General features: G+C 61.0%; 22 protein-coding genes and 1 tRNA gene. 17 read left to right on the forward strand and 6 right to left on the reverse strand.

The window, feature by feature from the left end; genetic code table 11:
- Nucleotides 1-235: 235 nt before the first annotated feature.
- Nucleotides 236-853, reverse strand: a complete 618-nt coding sequence (locus tag KW830_RS02385) for a LexA family transcriptional regulator (protein ID WP_066532947.1) — start codon at nt 851-853, stop codon at nt 236-238.
- Nucleotides 854-933: 80 nt separating this feature from the next.
- Between KW830_RS02385 and KW830_RS02390 the strand changes: the two genes are divergently transcribed.
- The 8 genes from KW830_RS02390 to KW830_RS02425 all read left to right on the forward strand — a co-directional run bounded on the left by KW830_RS02390 (nt 934) and on the right by KW830_RS02425 (nt 5,219).
- Nucleotides 934-1,215: a YdaS family helix-turn-helix protein gene (locus KW830_RS02390; protein ID WP_218331936.1), complete on the forward strand. Its 282-nt coding sequence runs from the start codon at nt 934-936 to the stop codon at nt 1,213-1,215.
- Between the two features lie 74 nt (nt 1,216-1,289).
- The gene (locus KW830_RS02395; RefSeq protein WP_218331937.1) at nt 1,290-2,291 is read left to right on the forward strand and encodes a YdaU family protein; all 1,002 of its coding nucleotides are present in this window, start codon (nt 1,290-1,292) and stop codon (nt 2,289-2,291) included.
- Nucleotides 2,281-2,937 (forward strand): DUF6475 domain-containing protein, encoded by a 657-nt coding sequence (locus KW830_RS02400; RefSeq protein ID WP_218331938.1) that lies wholly within the window; start codon nt 2,281-2,283, stop codon nt 2,935-2,937. The genes KW830_RS02395 and KW830_RS02400 overlap by 11 nt, the downstream gene beginning before the upstream one ends.
- On the forward strand, nt 2,934-3,266 hold the full coding sequence (locus KW830_RS02405; RefSeq protein ID WP_218331939.1) for a hypothetical protein: 333 nt from the start codon (nt 2,934-2,936) through the stop codon (nt 3,264-3,266). The genes KW830_RS02400 and KW830_RS02405 overlap by 4 nt, the downstream gene beginning before the upstream one ends.
- Nucleotides 3,259-3,672 (forward strand): recombination protein NinB, encoded by a 414-nt coding sequence (locus KW830_RS02410; protein ID WP_218331940.1) that lies wholly within the window; start codon nt 3,259-3,261, stop codon nt 3,670-3,672. The genes KW830_RS02405 and KW830_RS02410 overlap by 8 nt, the downstream gene beginning before the upstream one ends.
- 134 nt (nt 3,673-3,806) lie before the next feature.
- On the forward strand, nt 3,807-4,214 hold the full coding sequence (locus tag KW830_RS02415) for a hypothetical protein (protein WP_218331941.1): 408 nt from the start codon (nt 3,807-3,809) through the stop codon (nt 4,212-4,214).
- A 304-nt stretch (nt 4,215-4,518) separates the two neighbouring features.
- Nucleotides 4,519-4,716 (forward strand): hypothetical protein, encoded by a 198-nt coding sequence (locus KW830_RS02420; RefSeq protein ID WP_218331943.1) that lies wholly within the window; start codon nt 4,519-4,521, stop codon nt 4,714-4,716.
- A gap of 417 nt (nt 4,717-5,133) precedes the next feature.
- A tRNA-Tyr gene (locus tag KW830_RS02425) sits at nt 5,134-5,219 on the forward strand.
- Nucleotides 5,220-5,447: 228 nt separating this feature from the next.
- Here the strand turns inward: KW830_RS02425 and KW830_RS02430 are convergent.
- Together KW830_RS02430 and KW830_RS02435 are read right to left on the reverse strand one after the other, a co-directional pair.
- The gene (locus KW830_RS02430; RefSeq protein WP_218331945.1) at nt 5,448-6,035 is read right to left on the reverse strand and encodes an NAD(P)H-dependent oxidoreductase; all 588 of its coding nucleotides are present in this window, start codon (nt 6,033-6,035) and stop codon (nt 5,448-5,450) included.
- Between the two features lie 61 nt (nt 6,036-6,096).
- Nucleotides 6,097-6,489, reverse strand: coding sequence for a MerR family transcriptional regulator (locus tag KW830_RS02435; protein ID WP_218331946.1), 393 nt, complete (start codon nt 6,487-6,489; stop codon nt 6,097-6,099).
- A 254-nt stretch (nt 6,490-6,743) separates the two neighbouring features.
- On the opposite strand from KW830_RS02435, the gene KW830_RS02440 reads away from it, so the two are divergent.
- Both KW830_RS02440 and KW830_RS02445 read left to right on the forward strand, forming a co-directional pair.
- Complete coding sequence (locus tag KW830_RS02440; RefSeq protein ID WP_218331947.1) at nt 6,744-7,550, forward strand: hypothetical protein; 807 nt, start codon at nt 6,744-6,746, stop codon at nt 7,548-7,550.
- Nucleotides 7,551-7,704: 154 nt separating this feature from the next.
- Nucleotides 7,705-7,782, forward strand: a complete 78-nt coding sequence (locus tag KW830_RS02445; RefSeq protein WP_255578146.1) for a terminase small subunit — start codon at nt 7,705-7,707, stop codon at nt 7,780-7,782.
- A 33-nt stretch (nt 7,783-7,815) separates the two neighbouring features.
- Here the strand turns inward: KW830_RS02445 and KW830_RS02450 are convergent.
- The 3 genes from KW830_RS02450 to KW830_RS02460 form a co-directional block, all read right to left on the reverse strand.
- A protein-coding gene (locus KW830_RS02450; RefSeq protein ID WP_218331948.1) for an IS3 family transposase occupies nt 7,816-8,903 on the reverse strand; the annotation gives its coding sequence in 2 pieces (ribosomal slippage) (nt 7,816-8,651 and nt 8,651-8,903; 1,089 coding nt in all).
- Between the two features lie 163 nt (nt 8,904-9,066).
- Nucleotides 9,067-9,342 carry a hypothetical protein gene (locus KW830_RS02455; protein ID WP_255578045.1) on the reverse strand — a complete coding sequence of 92 codons (276 nt, stop codon included), beginning with the start codon at nt 9,340-9,342 and terminating at the stop codon, nt 9,067-9,069.
- Nucleotides 9,305-9,895, reverse strand: a complete 591-nt coding sequence (locus tag KW830_RS02460) for a hypothetical protein (protein ID WP_218331949.1) — start codon at nt 9,893-9,895, stop codon at nt 9,305-9,307. Before KW830_RS02460 ends, KW830_RS02455 begins: the two co-directional genes overlap by 38 nt.
- Before the next feature lie 37 nt (nt 9,896-9,932).
- On the opposite strand from KW830_RS02460, the gene KW830_RS02465 reads away from it, so the two are divergent.
- Genes KW830_RS02465 through KW830_RS02495 form a run of 7 tightly spaced genes read left to right on the forward strand, consistent with a single transcriptional unit; the run spans nt 9,933 to nt 14,660 of the window.
- Nucleotides 9,933-10,751 (forward strand): hypothetical protein, encoded by an 819-nt coding sequence (locus tag KW830_RS02465; protein WP_218331950.1) that lies wholly within the window; start codon nt 9,933-9,935, stop codon nt 10,749-10,751.
- 10 nt (nt 10,752-10,761) lie between these two features.
- Nucleotides 10,762-13,056 (forward strand): hypothetical protein, encoded by a 2,295-nt coding sequence (locus tag KW830_RS02470; RefSeq protein ID WP_218331951.1) that lies wholly within the window; start codon nt 10,762-10,764, stop codon nt 13,054-13,056.
- Nucleotides 13,053-13,316, forward strand: coding sequence for a hypothetical protein (locus tag KW830_RS02475; protein ID WP_218331952.1), 264 nt, complete (start codon nt 13,053-13,055; stop codon nt 13,314-13,316). The genes KW830_RS02470 and KW830_RS02475 overlap by 4 nt, the downstream gene beginning before the upstream one ends.
- The gene (locus KW830_RS02480) at nt 13,309-13,602 is read left to right on the forward strand and encodes a hypothetical protein (RefSeq protein WP_218331953.1); all 294 of its coding nucleotides are present in this window, start codon (nt 13,309-13,311) and stop codon (nt 13,600-13,602) included. Before KW830_RS02475 ends, KW830_RS02480 begins: the two co-directional genes overlap by 8 nt.
- A gap of 58 nt (nt 13,603-13,660) precedes the next feature.
- Nucleotides 13,661-13,960, forward strand: a complete 300-nt coding sequence (locus KW830_RS02485) for a hypothetical protein (RefSeq protein WP_218331954.1) — start codon at nt 13,661-13,663, stop codon at nt 13,958-13,960.
- Nucleotides 13,960-14,430 carry a lysozyme gene (locus KW830_RS02490; RefSeq protein WP_218332596.1) on the forward strand — a complete coding sequence of 157 codons (471 nt, stop codon included), beginning with the start codon at nt 13,960-13,962 and terminating at the stop codon, nt 14,428-14,430. Before KW830_RS02485 ends, KW830_RS02490 begins: the two co-directional genes overlap by 1 nt.
- A complete protein-coding gene (locus KW830_RS02495; protein ID WP_218331955.1) occupies nt 14,427-14,660 on the forward strand; it encodes a hypothetical protein in 234 nt (77 codons plus the stop codon). Before KW830_RS02490 ends, KW830_RS02495 begins: the two co-directional genes overlap by 4 nt.
- Nucleotides 14,661-14,670 lie beyond the last annotated feature (10 nt).

The raw sequence follows: 14,670 nt of genomic DNA on the forward strand, positions 1-14,670 counted from the left end.
CCTGCCAGGACGCCGGCAGGTGCGGGCGGTGCTGTGGACATGAAAAAGCCCGCGCAAGGCGGGCTGAGCGGGCCGGTAAGGCTTGTGTGGCCGCCGGGCCAGGGGTGGCACAGGGCTGCCGCACGCATGGCAGAGGGGCCCGACTGTGGGTGCTGCGCACGGGCCTGTCCATTCAGGGGCCATCCATTCGGCGCCCACCCACTTGGCGCCCATCCACTCGGCGTGAAATCCCCCTTTAAAACACCATGGAGTCCGGTCCCACCGAACCGGCGACGCGGCAGATGCATTCCACCTCTTCGCGGGAGATGGTCATGGGGGCATAGCCGTTGTTGATGCTCAGCAGCTGCACCTCGTCGCCGCGCATCCAGTTGAGCTGCTTGAGCAGGCATTTGCCGTTGGTGAGCTTGACCACCACGTCGCGGCCTGGCTGGGCTTCGATGCTGGGCGTGACCACCACAAATTCCCCGGCCCGGTAGCGCGGGTGCATGGAGTCGCCCTTGATGCGCAGCGCGTACGCCTGGGGGTCGCCCGTCCAATATTCCACAAAGCCATCCGGCACCGGGTCCTGCACCAGATACCCGTCGTCTCCACCTTTCACACTCCCTGTCACCGGCACCATCCTTGATTTTTTTAGTTCTAGAGCCGGCTCCACGTTCGATTCCACACCCCCCAGGGCGGGGGGCGGGAAGCCGGTTTCCCTGGATATGGCCTCAATCAGGTCGAGCTTGGGCTCGTGCTTGCCGGTTTCCCAATGGCCGACGTTGGCCTTGGTGCGGCCCACGGCCTCACCCAGCTGCTGCTGCGTCCAGCCCTTGTGGCTACGGGCAGCCTTGATCCAGTCTTTGATATCCATGGCGCGATAGTAAAGATTTTCTATACTTCATGGGCTAGTAATGCTTGTCTTTGCTGGCTAGTAATACTAGCCTTGCGTGCATGAAGCATCCCATCGAGAAGGCGGCGGAAGTCGCCGGTTCAGAAAAAGCCCTGGCAGACCGCCTGGGCGTGACCAAGGCCGCGGTCTGGCAATGGAAGCAGCCTGGGCGCAGAACGCCGATCGAGCATTGTGCGGCGATCGAGCGGCTGTGCGGCCATGCCGTCACGCGCCGTGAGTTGCGGCCGGATGACTGGCAGGCGATCTGGCCGGAGTTGGCCGAGCCCGGCAGCGTGCCCGCCAGTGGGCCGGCCACCAGCCCGCTGCCGGGATCGGCGGGGTAGGGGGCGGCCATGCCACCGGCAGATTGCCCCGCCGCAGAACCGGCGCGCAGCACTGCGGCGCAAGGAGGACGGCCATGAATTACTACCCCTTCCATATAGGTGACTACCGCAGCGCGACCATGCACCTGAGCAATGCGGAGGACCTGGCCTACCGCCGCGCGCTGGACTGGTACTACGACACCGAACAACCCCTGCCGCTGGACACCCAGTGGGTGGCCCGGCGCCTGCGCGTGGAAGCCCGGGACCCGGACACCGTGCTGCAGGACTTTTTTGTGCGCACGGGCGAAGGCTGGGTGCATGAGCGTTGCGGCCAGGAGATTGCCCAGTTCCAGCAGATGCTGGCCAAGAACCGCGCCAACGGTGCCAAGGGCGGGCGGCCCAAGAAGGCCGTGGAAACCGACCCCCAACCGGAGGGTTGGCCGCCGGTGGGCGCCGGGGTGGCGGCGGCAACCCAGCCCCAAGGCAACCAGGAACCAAGAACCAGAAACCAGGAACCAGAACACCCCCTGGCCCCCGACGGGGCAGCGGGTGGGGGCACACCGCCCAAGACGCCTGCTGCGGCCCCGCGCCATCCTGTCCATCCTGCCCATGCGGACCATCCGAGCGGACGTGCCGACCCGGCCGACCCGGTCGATCCGCCCGCACCGCATGCGCTGCCACGCCCCACGGGCGACAACAGCCACCCGCTGGCCGGCACGGTGTGCCAGCTGATGAAGCGCCTGGGGGTGGGGCTGGTCAACCCGGGCAATGCCAAGCTCAACGCCCTGCTGAACGCCGGGGTGGGGGTGGGCCAGTTCGAGGACGCCGCGCACAAGGCCCTGGCGGCGGGCAAGAGCTTCAGCTATGCGCTGGGGATTGTGGAGCGCGAGGAGCGCGAGGAGCGGGAGGCGCGGGCGCTGGGCGCCCAGCTGCAAAAGCCCCGGGTGGCGGCGCAGCCGGTAAACCGGCAGGAGGCGCTGGAGGCGCGCAACCGCGCCGTGGGGGATGCCTGGCTGCGGAAGATGCAGGCCCAGGCGCAGGTGCAAATACCGACGCAGACGCAAATGCAGACGCAGGGGGCCGGCCATGCGCGCTGACGAAATGCCGGCGTTCAAGGACCTGCTGACGGACGCCATGGCGTACTACGGCAAGGACTGCAGCGCGTTCACGCTGACTGTGTGGTGGGGGGCTTTGCAGGGCTGCGAGCTGGAACAGGTGGCCACCGCGCTGCAGCGCCATGCCATGGACCCCGAGCGCGGCCAGTTTGCCCCCAAGGTGGCCGACCTGGTGCGGGTGCTGCAGGGCACCAGCACCGACCGGGCCGCGCTGGCCTGGGGCAAGGTACACGAGGCCATGAGCGCCGTGGGCGCCTACCGCGACGTGGTGTTTGACGACCCGGCCATCCACGCCGTGGTGGAAGACCTGGGCGGCTGGCCCAAGGTATGCCGCACCGACACCAAGGAGCTGTCCTATCTGCAGCACCGCTTTCAGGAAGCCCACCGCGCCTACACCGCGCGCGGGCAGTGCGACTACCAGCGCCGCCTGGCGGGCGACCGCTCGCCCGACCATGAGTACAGCAGCCGGGGCATCCCGCTGCCGCGACCAGCCTTGGTGGGCGACCCGCAGCGCGCCATGGCGGTGATCCAGCACGGCAGCGTGGCAGGCAAGACACGGATTTCCACTTTGCCTGCGCAGGCCATGCGCCTGCTGGCCGGCGCTTCCCTGCAGGAGGTGCGGGCATGAGCGGCGCTGTGACCTTGGCGCAGATCCATGCGCGCTGCCGCGCCGATGGCGGCTGCTGGATCTGGCAGGGGGCGCTGATTCGCCAGCGGCCGTACCTGAGCGTGCACGAGGGCGGGGTGCGCTTCAACCGCCGTGTGCAAAAGCAGGTGCTGGAGCTGACAGGCACGGTGGTGCCTGCGCAAGCCCGCATCACCCAGCGCTGCGGCAACCCGCTGTGCTGCGCGCCGGCGCACCAGCAGCTGGAGGCACCGCGGGTGCAGGCGGCTTTTCTGCAGGCCCTGCAGGGCAACCCCTGGGCGCCTTTGCTGTGGAGGGCGGCCCGTGTCTGAGCAACTGGAGATCGATCTGTTCAGCCGCCGGCAGGCCTGGGTGGCCATCCGGGCGCAGCTGTTCCCGTTTCTGGCCCAGGCGTTCCAGGGTTCCGGCCGCTGGGTGCTGACGGTGGCGCGCCGCAAGCGCAGCCGGGCCCAGAACCGGCGCTACTGGGGCCAGGGCGTGCTGGCGCAGATTGCGCAGCAGGCGGTGGTCAACGGCCGCCAGTACGACGCGCAGACCTGGCACGAGCTGCTGAAGCGCCGCTTCATCGGCGTGGTGGAGCTGCCCGATGGCGCCGTGGTGGGCGCCAGCTCCAGGCGCCTGAGTCCCGCCGAATTTGCCGCGTTCTGCGCCCGGGTGGAGGCCAATGCCGCATCCGAGCTGGGCGTGACGTTTTACGACCTGTGGGAGGGCGGATGAGCCGGCGACGCGCACCGTGCACGCTGCCCGCCCCCAGGAAGCCTACCCAACCCGACCCACCCTGATTCCCCCAACCAAATCCAAGCCAATCCAACCCGATGGTTCAAGCGACTGAAAGAAAGAGAAGACAGCCCATGCAGACAACAAACCAAGGCTATGTGGACTACCAGCACATTGCACCCGAACACGCTGCCATCCATGAGCGGCTGCAGAACTGGCGCCGCTGGGTGTCCGGCAAAGGCGCATCCTGGACCGCGCACCCCATGTGGCGGCACCTGAAGGAAAAAGAGGAGCGCGAGCGCGGCACCATCACCCTGGCGGTGGATGCCATTGACGGGCACCTGATGGAGAAAGCGGTGTATGCGCTGCCGGAGCGGCACCGCTTTGCAATCCGCTGGTGGTATGTGTACAGCGGCAATCCAGCGAAAGCGGCCCGCCAGGCGGCGGTAAGCAAGGCGCGCCTGGCCGAGCTGGTGAAAGAAGGCCGCGCCATGCTGTGCAACCGCCTGCGGGCGGTTGACGGCAGGGAGGATTTCAGATAACGTACGCGCATCGTTAGCATCAGCACGGAACGAACCCGGTTTGCGCCGGGTTGGCTGCGACCCCGGTTCCAACCAAACAAAAAGCCCGCCAGGTTTGCCTGCGGGCTTTTGTGTTTTGGGGTGTGGTCCAGTGGCTCTGGTGCCGTGGTGAAGCTGTTGAGGTGGGTGTTGCCGACCGCTTGTCCCCCACGGGCAATGCGCTGATGACGCTGTCGGAGACGGTGTGTGAAGCTTGCCCCAGAAATCAATGGGCGCGGCGGCCTTGCACCTCTGGACCGGGGTGCCCGCTGCAAGAGGGGTCACCATGTTGTTTGTCATTGGCGCCAGCATCGTTCTGTGTGTGTACGCCGTCAGCTGGGGCTGGCTGGAGCGCAACGACTGGCATTGGACGGTTTCCACGCACCGCCATGTGTTTCTGATCTGCCTGGTGGTGGTGGTTTATTTTTCCGGGGTGGCCTGTCTGCTGACCACGGTGCTGAAGTCTTTTCTGCGGTTTGTGTAGTGCTGTGTAGCCCGCCCGTGCAAGCGGGTGTGCTGCAGCCATTGCCCGCCCCTCATACCAAAGCCCTGGCGGGTCTGCCGGGGCTTTTTTGTGGGCGCTGCCAGCGTCGGCGGGCCATGGCACCTGTGCTGCGCTTGGGGCTGTGGCCGCCACGGCGCGCTGGTGGGGTGTGCATCTGGCCTGCTACAGCCTGTCGTGAGGGCAGTCGCGGCTGCCAGCACATTTTGTTTGCGATGGCTTGCGAAGCCAGAAAAACTGTGATAACGTACGTCCATCGTTAGCAACAGCACAGAACGAACCCGATTTGCGCCGGGTTGGCTGCGACCGGATTCGCTGATGCCACAAAGCCCGCAAGGTTCGCCTGCGGGCTTTGTTGTTTACGGATGTGGTGCTATTCAAATGATAGAATCACGGCATGGATTGCGAGCAGCATTGGTGACTGCAGTGGACTGTAAATCCGCCGCCCGCAAGGCAACTAGGTTCGATTCCCAGGCAATCCACCAGCATACAAAGCCCTGACCAGCGATGGTCGGGGCTTTTTTCTTGCCGGCACTGCCATGAAGTTGTCACACAGCGGCGGCAAGATGCAGTGGCTGGGAACAGGTCGGGCCGCTGAAACGCTGCTTTGCCCCTGGCGCTAATTCCAAAGCCCTGGCCTCACGTGCCAGGGCTTTTCTGTTTCTGGTGCCACGTGGTGCGGCAGGCCGGGCGGCGCATTCTTGTGGCGCGGCTCAGCGTGCGCCGGCACGGGCACCCAGGGCATGGGCGCGCTGGATCCAGCGGGCGCGTGTGGTGTCGCTGGAACGGATCACCGGGCCAAAGCTGTGCACGCGCACGGGCTGGATACCGCTGAATTCCAGAATGGTCTGCTTCATCTGGCGGTGGCCCGGTTGGCGCTGTACCCAGCGGTAGTACCAGGGCGGCGAGTCCATGGTCACCAGCAACTCCGCGCTACGGCCCGCCAGCAGGCGGTCCCACAAGGCCGATTGGGGGCGGTATTTGAAGGCGAAGCCGGGCAGGAAGATGCGGTCCAGAAATCCCTTGAGCAGGGCAGGCAGGCCTCCCCACCAGATGGGGTAGACCCACACCAGGTGCTGTGCCCAGGTGATGTCGGCCTGTGCGGCCTGCAGATCGGGCTCCAGCGGCTGGATGCGCTGGTACCCGTGGTGCAGGATGGGATCGAAGGCCATGTCGCCCAGTTGCAGCAGGCGCACGTCGGCCCCCGATTGGCGTGCCGCATCGGCATAGGCCTGGGCCAAGGCCGCACACAGGCTACTGGAAGAGGGTTGTCCGAGGATGATGAGGATGCGGCGGGACATGGAGGGTGGAAGCGGGCTGAGTAGACAAGCCGCCAGCATCACCTTGTCCCGTGGGGCAGAGTCAAGCGCTGCGTCGGATGCCGAGTTGATCTGGCGCAGGCCACTCGGTGGCTGCGTCGCAATTGCTCAGTTCCAGCGCCAAAGCGGCCAGCGCGGTGTCGGCGGCTTGCAGACGCTGCAGCTCATCCGCGATGGCGCGCCGCCGGGTCTGCAGCAAGGCCAGGACGGCGGCGGCGCCGGCCGGGGTGTCCATGGTGCGCAGCGGCTGCAGCGCGGCCAGGCGAAAGCCCAGCGCCAAGGCCTGGCGTATCCACTGCACGCGCTGCACATCTTCCGGCCCGTAAATACGGTAGCTGCCCTGGCGCGCCACGGTGCCGAGCAAGCCGTGCGCTTCATACAGCCGCAGCGCCTTGGGGGTACAGCCTGTCAGGGCTGCGAGTTCACCGATGCGCATGGGTGGCGTCCGCGTGTTTGGATGGATGGCGCGTTGTTGCGAGGTCGGTGGGTGGGTGACGGGGCATGTGTGAAGGACACTGTTTGCGGGGCGGAAGAACTTTGGATTGGTGGCAGCGATGAGGCGCGAGCAATGTTCGGACACTGGCTGCTGGTGGATGCGCTCGGGCAACGGCCTCATGCTACGCTGGCTCAAGATAAGCAGAACCGTTTCATGCTGATCTTGTTAGTTCAATAGCTGGAGCACTTCCATTCATGTCTTTTCGTTCTCTTCATCACGAACTGTTGGAATACGAAGGCAAGAACACCTTCGTTGACGTGCTGGTTCCTTGGTTGGAAAACAACCCTGAAGAAATCGAATGGCTCAAATCCATCCGAAAAGTGTCTGGCGAATCCATCCCAAAGATGTCTGAAGATGACCTTTGGTCGCTTTATGCGGTAAGCCGGGTGACGGAGCTCTTGGTACTACCTTTCCAAGAAGGCCGAGCCGATGGGAGCGATTGGCCGGGGCCGCTTATCTCAGAGGATGAACTTGCATCCTTCTCGCAAAGCATTGGCCTGGAGGTCATACGCCCGGAGAAGTATTCGCCCTTCCATCATGAAATCGTTGAGTTGACGTGCTCACCAGACCCTGCGCAAGGCCCGAAAGTTACCAAGCATCACTGGCCATGCCTCATGCTGGGGCCGCTTCTCCTTATGCGAGCTGGTGCAGCAGTGTCTGCGGGCTCCAGCATCATGCACCCTGAGATCGCAGCCAGCTCCACGCTTTACTGGGCCTATCGTAGAAAGAATCGGCCACATCAAGATTTGGCAGATGGCTGGGGTAGCAATTCATCATGGCGGACAGATTTTCGTCGCGACTACCATGTCGGTGACACTTTTCACTTCAATGTTGATGGTGAGGTCGATCTCTCGACACTTCCCGCAGAAACGCGAAATGAAGCTGGGCTTGACCCGGATGAGCGTATCGAGTTACTTGTAAATCGTTGCTTCATCACTGTTCCCAAAGAACATACTGACCAGTATCCGTACGGTGATCGATTCTCAATGAAGGTCAATTAGTTGATACCGCGAAGCCGCCTCTCCTTCGTATCACTTGTTGCCCTCTTTTCACCTATTTGATTTACCACGCACTTTCGTAAACGGCAGCGCACATCGGCGCTGCCACCACACCATCACAGCCACTTCCGGGTGGCTTTTTTATTGGAAAACACACATGGAACTGACCCCAAAGCAGGAGCGCTTTGTGGCCGAGTACCTGATTGACCTGAACGCGACTCAGGCTGCGGGGTAATCCCCCCATTAACCAGAGCTCTGAGAAGTAGAGCTATGCGGCCATGGCCAACCGCTGCTTGGGGGTGATGCCGCCCAAGGCCATGTTTGGGCGTTCATGGTTGTACATCCACATCCATTGAGTGGCGTACAGCCTGACCTCATCAAGGTCTGTCCAATGGTACTGCGAGAGCCATTCGTAGCGCACCGTCCGGTTGAAGCGTTCGACATAGGCGTTTTGTTGTGGCTTGCCCGGTTCGATGTGTTCGAAGCGAATGCCCCACGACTTGGCCCAGGCCTCGATGGCCGCGCTGATGTACTCCGGCCCGTTGTCGCAGCGAATGACCTGCGGCTTGCCACGCCAGGCTATGACCTGTGTGAGCGTGCGGATCACCCGCAGCGTTGGCTGCGAGAAATCGACCTCGATGCCCAGTGCTTCGCGGTTGAAGTCATCGATGATGTTGAGCAGCCTGAAGCTTCTGCCATCCTCCAACTGGTCGTGCATGAAGTCCATCGACCACACCTGATTGATGGCCTCTGGTACCGATGGCGGCTGGGGCTTTTCGCGCACCAGGCGCTTGCGTGGCTTGATGCGCAGGTTCAACTCCAGCGCCCTGTAGATGCGGTACACGCGCTTGTGGTTCCAGGCAAAGCCTCTGACGTTGCGCAGGTACAGGAAGCACAGCCCAAAGCCCCAGTTACGGTTGTTGTCCGTCAGGCGCAGCAGCCAGTCGGCGATCTCAGCGTTCTCGGCCTGGTGCTTGGCTTCGTATCGGTAGCAAGCCTGGCTGATCTGGAAGGCCAGACATGCCGCGCGTATGGACATGCCTCGTTCCTGCACAGCCTTTTGAGCCATCTCGCGGCGGCGAGATGGCTTCACCACTTTTTTGCGAGCGCCTCCGAGACCACTTCGGCCTTGAGCTTTTCTTCGACGTACATCTTGCGTAGCCGGCGGTTCTCTTCCTCCAGCTCCTTCATACGCGCCATTAGCGAGGCATCCATGCCACCGAACTTCGAGCGCCACTTGTAGAACGTGGCCGTGCTGATGCCCATCTCGCGGCACAGCTCGGGCACGGCAAGACCAGCCTCTACGCGCTTGAGCGCCTCGATGATCTGGCTGTCGGTGAATCGGGACTTCTTCATGGTAGAAATTTTCCTTCGAAAACTTCTACTTCTCACTGCGCTGGTTTTGCGGGGGGATTACCGGCGGCAGGCGGGTGTTGTTTGCATGTACCGCCTGCTTTGCTGGGCCCATATGCATTGGTCCAACGCCGCCGGGCCTGGGTTGGCACGGCGGCTTGAACCGTTATTCGCCTTCGCGAGGCCAGGGCTTGTAGGCAAAAATCCAGAGAGAAATCCAGTTCACACCAGGGATCAACGCCAGCACGGCCAGCCATTTCGAATGGCCGGTTCTTGTCAGGATTCGTGCAATGGGCCATGCCACTGCAAGCCAGACAACGAGTCCGAATATGAGCATAGTGAACCAGTGCCAGATGCTGAAGCTTCCCATTGCAGTGTTCTCCCTTGAGGTGGTGTTTGTATCGTTATCGTAACAAATTCCGACGATAAAGGCTTTTCTCATGGCAGCGAACGTCAAGGACGGGTGGGCCGCCGGTACGGGCCCAGGCTGCGTCAAGCCACCGGGGTGTGAGTGGGTGGCGTGCCTGTCGGAGCACTAGGGGCCAATATTGCAGCACGATCAAGAAAATTATCGTCAGGCCCGCCATGGCAATGATTGAGACATGGGTTGAGGGAGCGAATCCTGATCGGGTCAGCCACCCGCTGATGAATTGGGTGAAGGTTTCAAGGCTGAGTTGGCGCAAGGTATCCGGAATTCCGGCGATGGTTTCAATGAACTGATGGAATAAGTCGGTAATCTTGTCGATGGACTGAATGGTCAGATCATAAATTTGGGCTATGAGGCGGGGGAAGTCACTGCGAAGACCTGTGGGTCTGATAACCCATCTGAAAAAAAGAAAAAACCCACTGATCAAAAGGCCAATTCCAAGAGCATAGTAGATAAATACAGCTGCGAACATCAGAAGCAGATCGGAACCTTTGTCCACGATGTAAAAGAATTTTCTCCAGCCCTTCATGCTTCTTCCTTGAACCGCCTGCAGCGGGTTTTTATTCACCAGCCTCCCTTGTGGAGGCTTTTTTTATGGGCAATCCATGCCAGTACCCAACAGCATAGACGAGCTTTCGCCGAATTCGGCGGAGAACTATCCCGCCGGCACGGAGCCGGTTTTTCCGAACCTGAACAACTACATCCGGTTCCACGCGGCCTGCATTGCGCAGTTGCGCGATGAGGTGGCCGCCGCTGGCATGCCCCTTGGCGGATCGATGTGGTGGGGCGGGGCGCGTTCCAGGATCAAAGCCAATTTCAAGCCGGAGGATGGGGATCTGCTGCTGCGCGCGGATTACCCGGCGCTGTGGCAGTTTGTGTCGACCGGTGGCTATCCGCTGGTTGCGGAAGCGGACTGGTGGGCGGACAAGGCCAAGCGTGCCAGCTTTTCCAGCGGGGACGGGGCCACCACCTTCCGTCTGCCTGACAACAACGGCAAGCAGAAGGACAGCTTTGGCGCTGCCGTCAAACGCGGTGACGGGGCTTTGTCTGCGGGTGCGCCGGGGCTGATCCAGGACAGCCAGAACAAGGAGCACGACCACGCGGCGGCGGTCACCCAGGCGGGGGCGCATTCGCACACGGTCAGTGGCAGCACCGGCCAGGCCGGCAGCCACAACCACGGCTATACCGGCAACGAGGGGCAGGGCAACCCGGACGGGGCCACCGACACCTATGGCGCCATTGGTACCAACCGCAGCTATGTGCGCTATTCCAAGCTGCAGGACGCAGGCGCACATGCGCACGACGTGAGCGGTACGGCGGCGGCAGCGGGATCGCACACGCACGAGGTGTCGGTGACCAAGCAGGGCGGCACCGAAGCGCGCGGTATTGCCGCCACCGGCTGCCATGTGATGCGCGTGAAATAAGGAAGGGCAGATGCAAAAGTACAAATCCAGTATCACCAGCACCACGGGCGCGGCGATCCGCAATGTGCCCGTGACGGTGCTGAACGAGGCCGGCGAGCTGGCGAGCCTGTTTCTGGACCGCGCCGGCGCCATTGCCGCGCCGAATCCGCTGGTCACCGACAGCTCGGGCAATTTCTATTTCTACGCGGTGAACGGGCGCTATAGCCTGCGCACTACCGTGGAGGGTGTCACGATCACCGACGACGATGTGGTGCTGCTGCAGGACCCCGAGGAAATCACGGTGGCAGGCCCCATTGCCGAGGCGGTTGCCGCGGCCCAGGCGGCGGCGCGTCAGGCGCAGGATGTGGTGGATTCATCCGGCATCCCGGACATGGTTGCTGCAGCACAGAACGCGGTGATCGATTCCAACCAGGCATTGCAGGAAGCACGCGGCGCTTCGCTGGCATCCGCCGAAGCCAAGCTGGCGGCAGAAAGTGCCAAGAGCGCAGCAGAACTGGCCAAGGGCGATGCGCAAGCCGCATCGTCCACGGCGAATGCGGCCGCCCAGCAGGCGAATGCGGCGGCGCAGAGTGCTGCGCAGTCGGCGGTGTCCATTGATCCTGCGCGCCTGCTGACGCCAGCAGAGCGGCTGAAGCTGGATGGCGTTGAGGCTGGGGCAACCAAGAACGAATCAGTAAGAATCAACGCAACATCGTTGCAGGAATTCTTCGCGCAGTGTTTGGCTAAGGGTCCTGGATTCTATCGGGCGGATGGGGACAATATCCCTATCGAAATGCGATTTAGTCCCGGATTTTTCAGCAAGACGCAAGATACATGGTCGTTTATGTCGCTGCGGTGGGACACTGCAAAGCCTGTATTCTATACGGGGCGATTTGAAGATATTCCCACGGGCACATGGAGGCAATTTGTTCTGACTGCAACGGCGCAGACGTGGACGGCGCAACAGCGTTTTGATAATGGCGCAATCGTTCACCGATTAGGCATCGGTGTAAATGGCGCTTGGAGTAGCGGGTCAGGCATTTATTGCACAGACTCCACATTCACTGCTAATGGAAGTATTGCGGGTATCAATTTCGACATCACGTCGAACACTGACACGCTTACTGCCACACGCGCGCACCGCGCCGCATACCTCCGGGTTCGCAGCAATAACACTGCCGCCCAATTGGCAGGGTTCACAAATGCTATCACGGGCGTGGAGGGAGTTTCTGAGGGTGCCTCTGCAACCGATGGAGTTGGGGAAGCCACATTTCTGTATGGTGTGCGGGGGTACGCCACAGATAATTCTGCCCGGACACTGACCTTAAACGGCTCCTACGCTGGCTGGTTCAATAGCCAGCACACTGGGACTGCCACCAAAACCACCACTGAATCCATTGGGGTTTTGGCTCAGGTGTCCAACAGCAACGTTAACAGCACCTTAACTCGTGCGACAGGCGTTCACACAGCAATGGTGAACACTGCTGGCACGATTGCCACAGGGTACATCTATCGAGGCACATATACTGGGGCTGGAACGTATGGCGTGAAGTGGGGTTTGCATCTCGTTGGTTCTACGCAGAACCAGATTGACGGTTGGCTCAACCTAACGGACACCACGGAAGCTACGTCTACGACTACAGGTGCACTGCATGTTGCCGGTGGTGTTGGCGTGGCTAAAAATCTGTGGGTCGGCGGTAACCTGGAATTGTCGGAAACCGCAAAATCCACTATTCGAAGCATCTCTGCTCCGTTTGCTACGTATGGCGGCACCGCAAACGCAATCACACTGACAAACACCGTTCCGCAGGTTGCGTTGGTACGTGGGCAAACAAAGGTATTCCGCGCTACTGCCGCGAATACGGGTTCTGTAACCATAAACATGGACGGCATTGGTGCCGTTGCCGCAGTCACCATTACAGGTGCCGCTTTGCCTGCCGGATACATCAGGACAAACGTTGATACGGTGGCAAAATACAATGGTACTAATTGGGTGCTTGACCGGCAAGTAGAGCATGGGAGTAATTCCAACGGCTCATATATTCGCCGGGCAGATGGCACCCTGACCGCGTACTCGGCACAACTTTCCGTTTCGGTTGGCATTGGTAACTCCAGATTCGATTGTCCTTTGCCTGTTTCGTTTGTAGGCACACTATATATTGACGTTGCATATACAACAGCATCGCAAACGCATTCAGAATATTTCGTTAAATACTGCTGGCCCTCTGCTGTAAATGTCGGATCGGCTGTCATAAACAATACTGGCTCTGGGCAATTTATCACTATTTTTAACTGCTGCGTTAATGGATATTGTTACACGCCATGAAAATAACGTTTACACCCAATTCTCGTTTTGATACTATTGCATTATCAAAACTAGGCGATACGCTTACTATCAACGGAGAGGATTTCGATTTCTCCCCGTTGCCTGAAGGCTATAGCGTTAGTGCAATTAGTACATGGATTATCGGACCGATATCTCGAGAAGGCGGGGAACTGAAAATTACCATTGCGTGCCCTACCATTTTGAAAAATGTCACAGTAATTGCCGAAGATGGGGATATTGGAGTGCCTACAAATGAGTAATATTGACTGGAACACCAAAAAGCCTATTGGTGAAGCCGTGCAAGTAATTTATACCCGCTACACCGGAAAGGCCAAATTTGATTTGTTCACGACGGAAGAGCAGCGCGCTATAGCTGGTGCGGCCATGACGGACCTGGATGTGAAGCTGTTTTACGACCGTTTCACTATCGCAGACTACATCACATACGACGACCCCGAAATGGTGCTGGGCCTGGAATTCATGGAGCAGCGCGGATTTCTGACGCGGGAACGTCACGCTGCAGTCATTGCTGAAATGACACGCTGAACAGCACGCAAACCACAGAACTCGCTTCGGCGGGTTTTTTTACGCCCGGGGAGGGGTGATGGACGACTTCGGAAACGAGCTGCCGGCGCTGACCAGGCAGCAGATCAATCAGCGTTTTGACACGGGGAGCGAGCGCATGGCCGCAATCGAAAGGGAATTGGGCAAGACACGGCAGGAACTGCATGAACTCAAGCATCAGCTGACGGAACTGCTGGAGTTTTTCGGCGCGATAAAGGGGGCATTCAAGGTGTTCCACTGGCTGGGACTGCTGGCCAGGCCGATGGCCGCCATCGTGGCGCTGGGGGTCGCGCTCACAGCCGCATGGAACGCTGCACGCGGGGGGATCTACCCGAAATGATGAACTACAAGCAGAAATTGATCGCGGCCATTGGCGCCGCGGCTGCCGTAGTGGTGGTGCCCTTTGTGGCCACGCATGAGGGCACAATGCTGCTCACGTACCGCGACCCCATTGGCATCGCGACGGCGTGCACCGGCCACACCGGTCCCGAGTTGCGCATGGGGCAGACCTTCACGCGTGAGCAGTGCGAAGCCATGCTGTACCAGGACCTTGCCCGGCATGCCGACGCGCTGGGTTGCATTCGCCAACCGCTGACCGATGGCCAAAGTGCCGCGTTCCTGTCGTTCGCCTTTAATGTGGGGGAGGGGGCATTCTGCGGCTCCACCCTGGTGCGCAAGGCTAATGCTGGGGACATGGAGGGTGCTTGCGCAGAACTGAGCCGCTGGACCCATGCCGGAGGCAAGCAGTTGCCCGGCCTAGTGCGTCGACGCGCAGCCGAGCGCCAACTTTGCGAAGAGGGCTTGGCATGACGGGACACTGCGCAGTCCTTCTGGCCGCCTTGGCGCTGGCAGGAGCCTTAGGGACCGGCTGGGTGGCCCAGGGCTGGCGTGCCGATGCCGCGCTGGCCCAACTGCGCCAGGAGCACACCAGTGTGCTGACCGACATCGCCACAAAAACACAGGCAGCAGCCGAAGCCGTCCGGGCCTATGAAAGACAGACCGCCCTGGCGCTGGCTGCTGCCGACAAGAAAAGCACCTAGGAACTAAGCA

Source organism: Comamonas sp. CMM03 (genome assembly GCF_019218715.1).
GTDB classification, from domain to species: Bacteria; Pseudomonadota; Gammaproteobacteria; order Burkholderiales; family Burkholderiaceae_C; genus Comamonas; species Comamonas terrigena.

Bases quoted from the DNA above. Each gene is read 5' to 3' on its own strand.
- KW830_RS02435 (WP_218331946.1), bottom strand. From the start codon at position 6,489: ATGCGCATCGGTGAACTCGCAGCCCTGACAGGCTGTACCCCCAAGGCG.
- KW830_RS02475 (WP_218331952.1), top strand. From the start codon at position 13,053: ATGAAAATAACGTTTACACCCAATTCTCGTTTTGATACTATTGCATTA.
- KW830_RS02430 (WP_218331945.1), bottom strand. From the start codon at position 6,035: ATGTCCCGCCGCATCCTCATCATCCTCGGACAACCCTCTTCCAGTAGC.
- KW830_RS02440 (WP_218331947.1), top strand. From the start codon at position 6,744: ATGTCTTTTCGTTCTCTTCATCACGAACTGTTGGAATACGAAGGCAAG.
- KW830_RS02400 (WP_218331938.1), top strand. From the start codon at position 2,281: ATGCGCGCTGACGAAATGCCGGCGTTCAAGGACCTGCTGACGGACGCC.
- KW830_RS02405 (WP_218331939.1), top strand. From the start codon at position 2,934: ATGAGCGGCGCTGTGACCTTGGCGCAGATCCATGCGCGCTGCCGCGCC.
- KW830_RS02490 (WP_218332596.1), top strand. From the start codon at position 13,960: ATGAACTACAAGCAGAAATTGATCGCGGCCATTGGCGCCGCGGCTGCC.
- KW830_RS02455 (WP_255578045.1), bottom strand. From the start codon at position 9,342: ATGAGAAAAGCCTTTATCGTCGGAATTTGTTACGATAACGATACAAAC.
- KW830_RS02480 (WP_218331953.1), top strand. From the start codon at position 13,309: ATGAGTAATATTGACTGGAACACCAAAAAGCCTATTGGTGAAGCCGTG.
- KW830_RS02470 (WP_218331951.1), top strand. From the start codon at position 10,762: ATGCAAAAGTACAAATCCAGTATCACCAGCACCACGGGCGCGGCGATC.
- KW830_RS02385 (WP_066532947.1), bottom strand. From the start codon at position 853: ATGGATATCAAAGACTGGATCAAGGCTGCCCGTAGCCACAAGGGCTGG.
- KW830_RS02390 (WP_218331936.1), top strand. From the start codon at position 934: ATGAAGCATCCCATCGAGAAGGCGGCGGAAGTCGCCGGTTCAGAAAAA.
- KW830_RS02485 (WP_218331954.1), top strand. From the start codon at position 13,661: ATGGACGACTTCGGAAACGAGCTGCCGGCGCTGACCAGGCAGCAGATC.
- KW830_RS02495 (WP_218331955.1), top strand. From the start codon at position 14,427: ATGACGGGACACTGCGCAGTCCTTCTGGCCGCCTTGGCGCTGGCAGGA.
- KW830_RS02445 (WP_255578146.1), top strand. From the start codon at position 7,705: ATGGAACTGACCCCAAAGCAGGAGCGCTTTGTGGCCGAGTACCTGATT.
- KW830_RS02465 (WP_218331950.1), top strand. From the start codon at position 9,933: ATGCCAGTACCCAACAGCATAGACGAGCTTTCGCCGAATTCGGCGGAG.
- KW830_RS02415 (WP_218331941.1), top strand. From the start codon at position 3,807: ATGCAGACAACAAACCAAGGCTATGTGGACTACCAGCACATTGCACCC.
- KW830_RS02420 (WP_218331943.1), top strand. From the start codon at position 4,519: ATGTTGTTTGTCATTGGCGCCAGCATCGTTCTGTGTGTGTACGCCGTC.
- KW830_RS02395 (WP_218331937.1), top strand. From the start codon at position 1,290: ATGAATTACTACCCCTTCCATATAGGTGACTACCGCAGCGCGACCATG.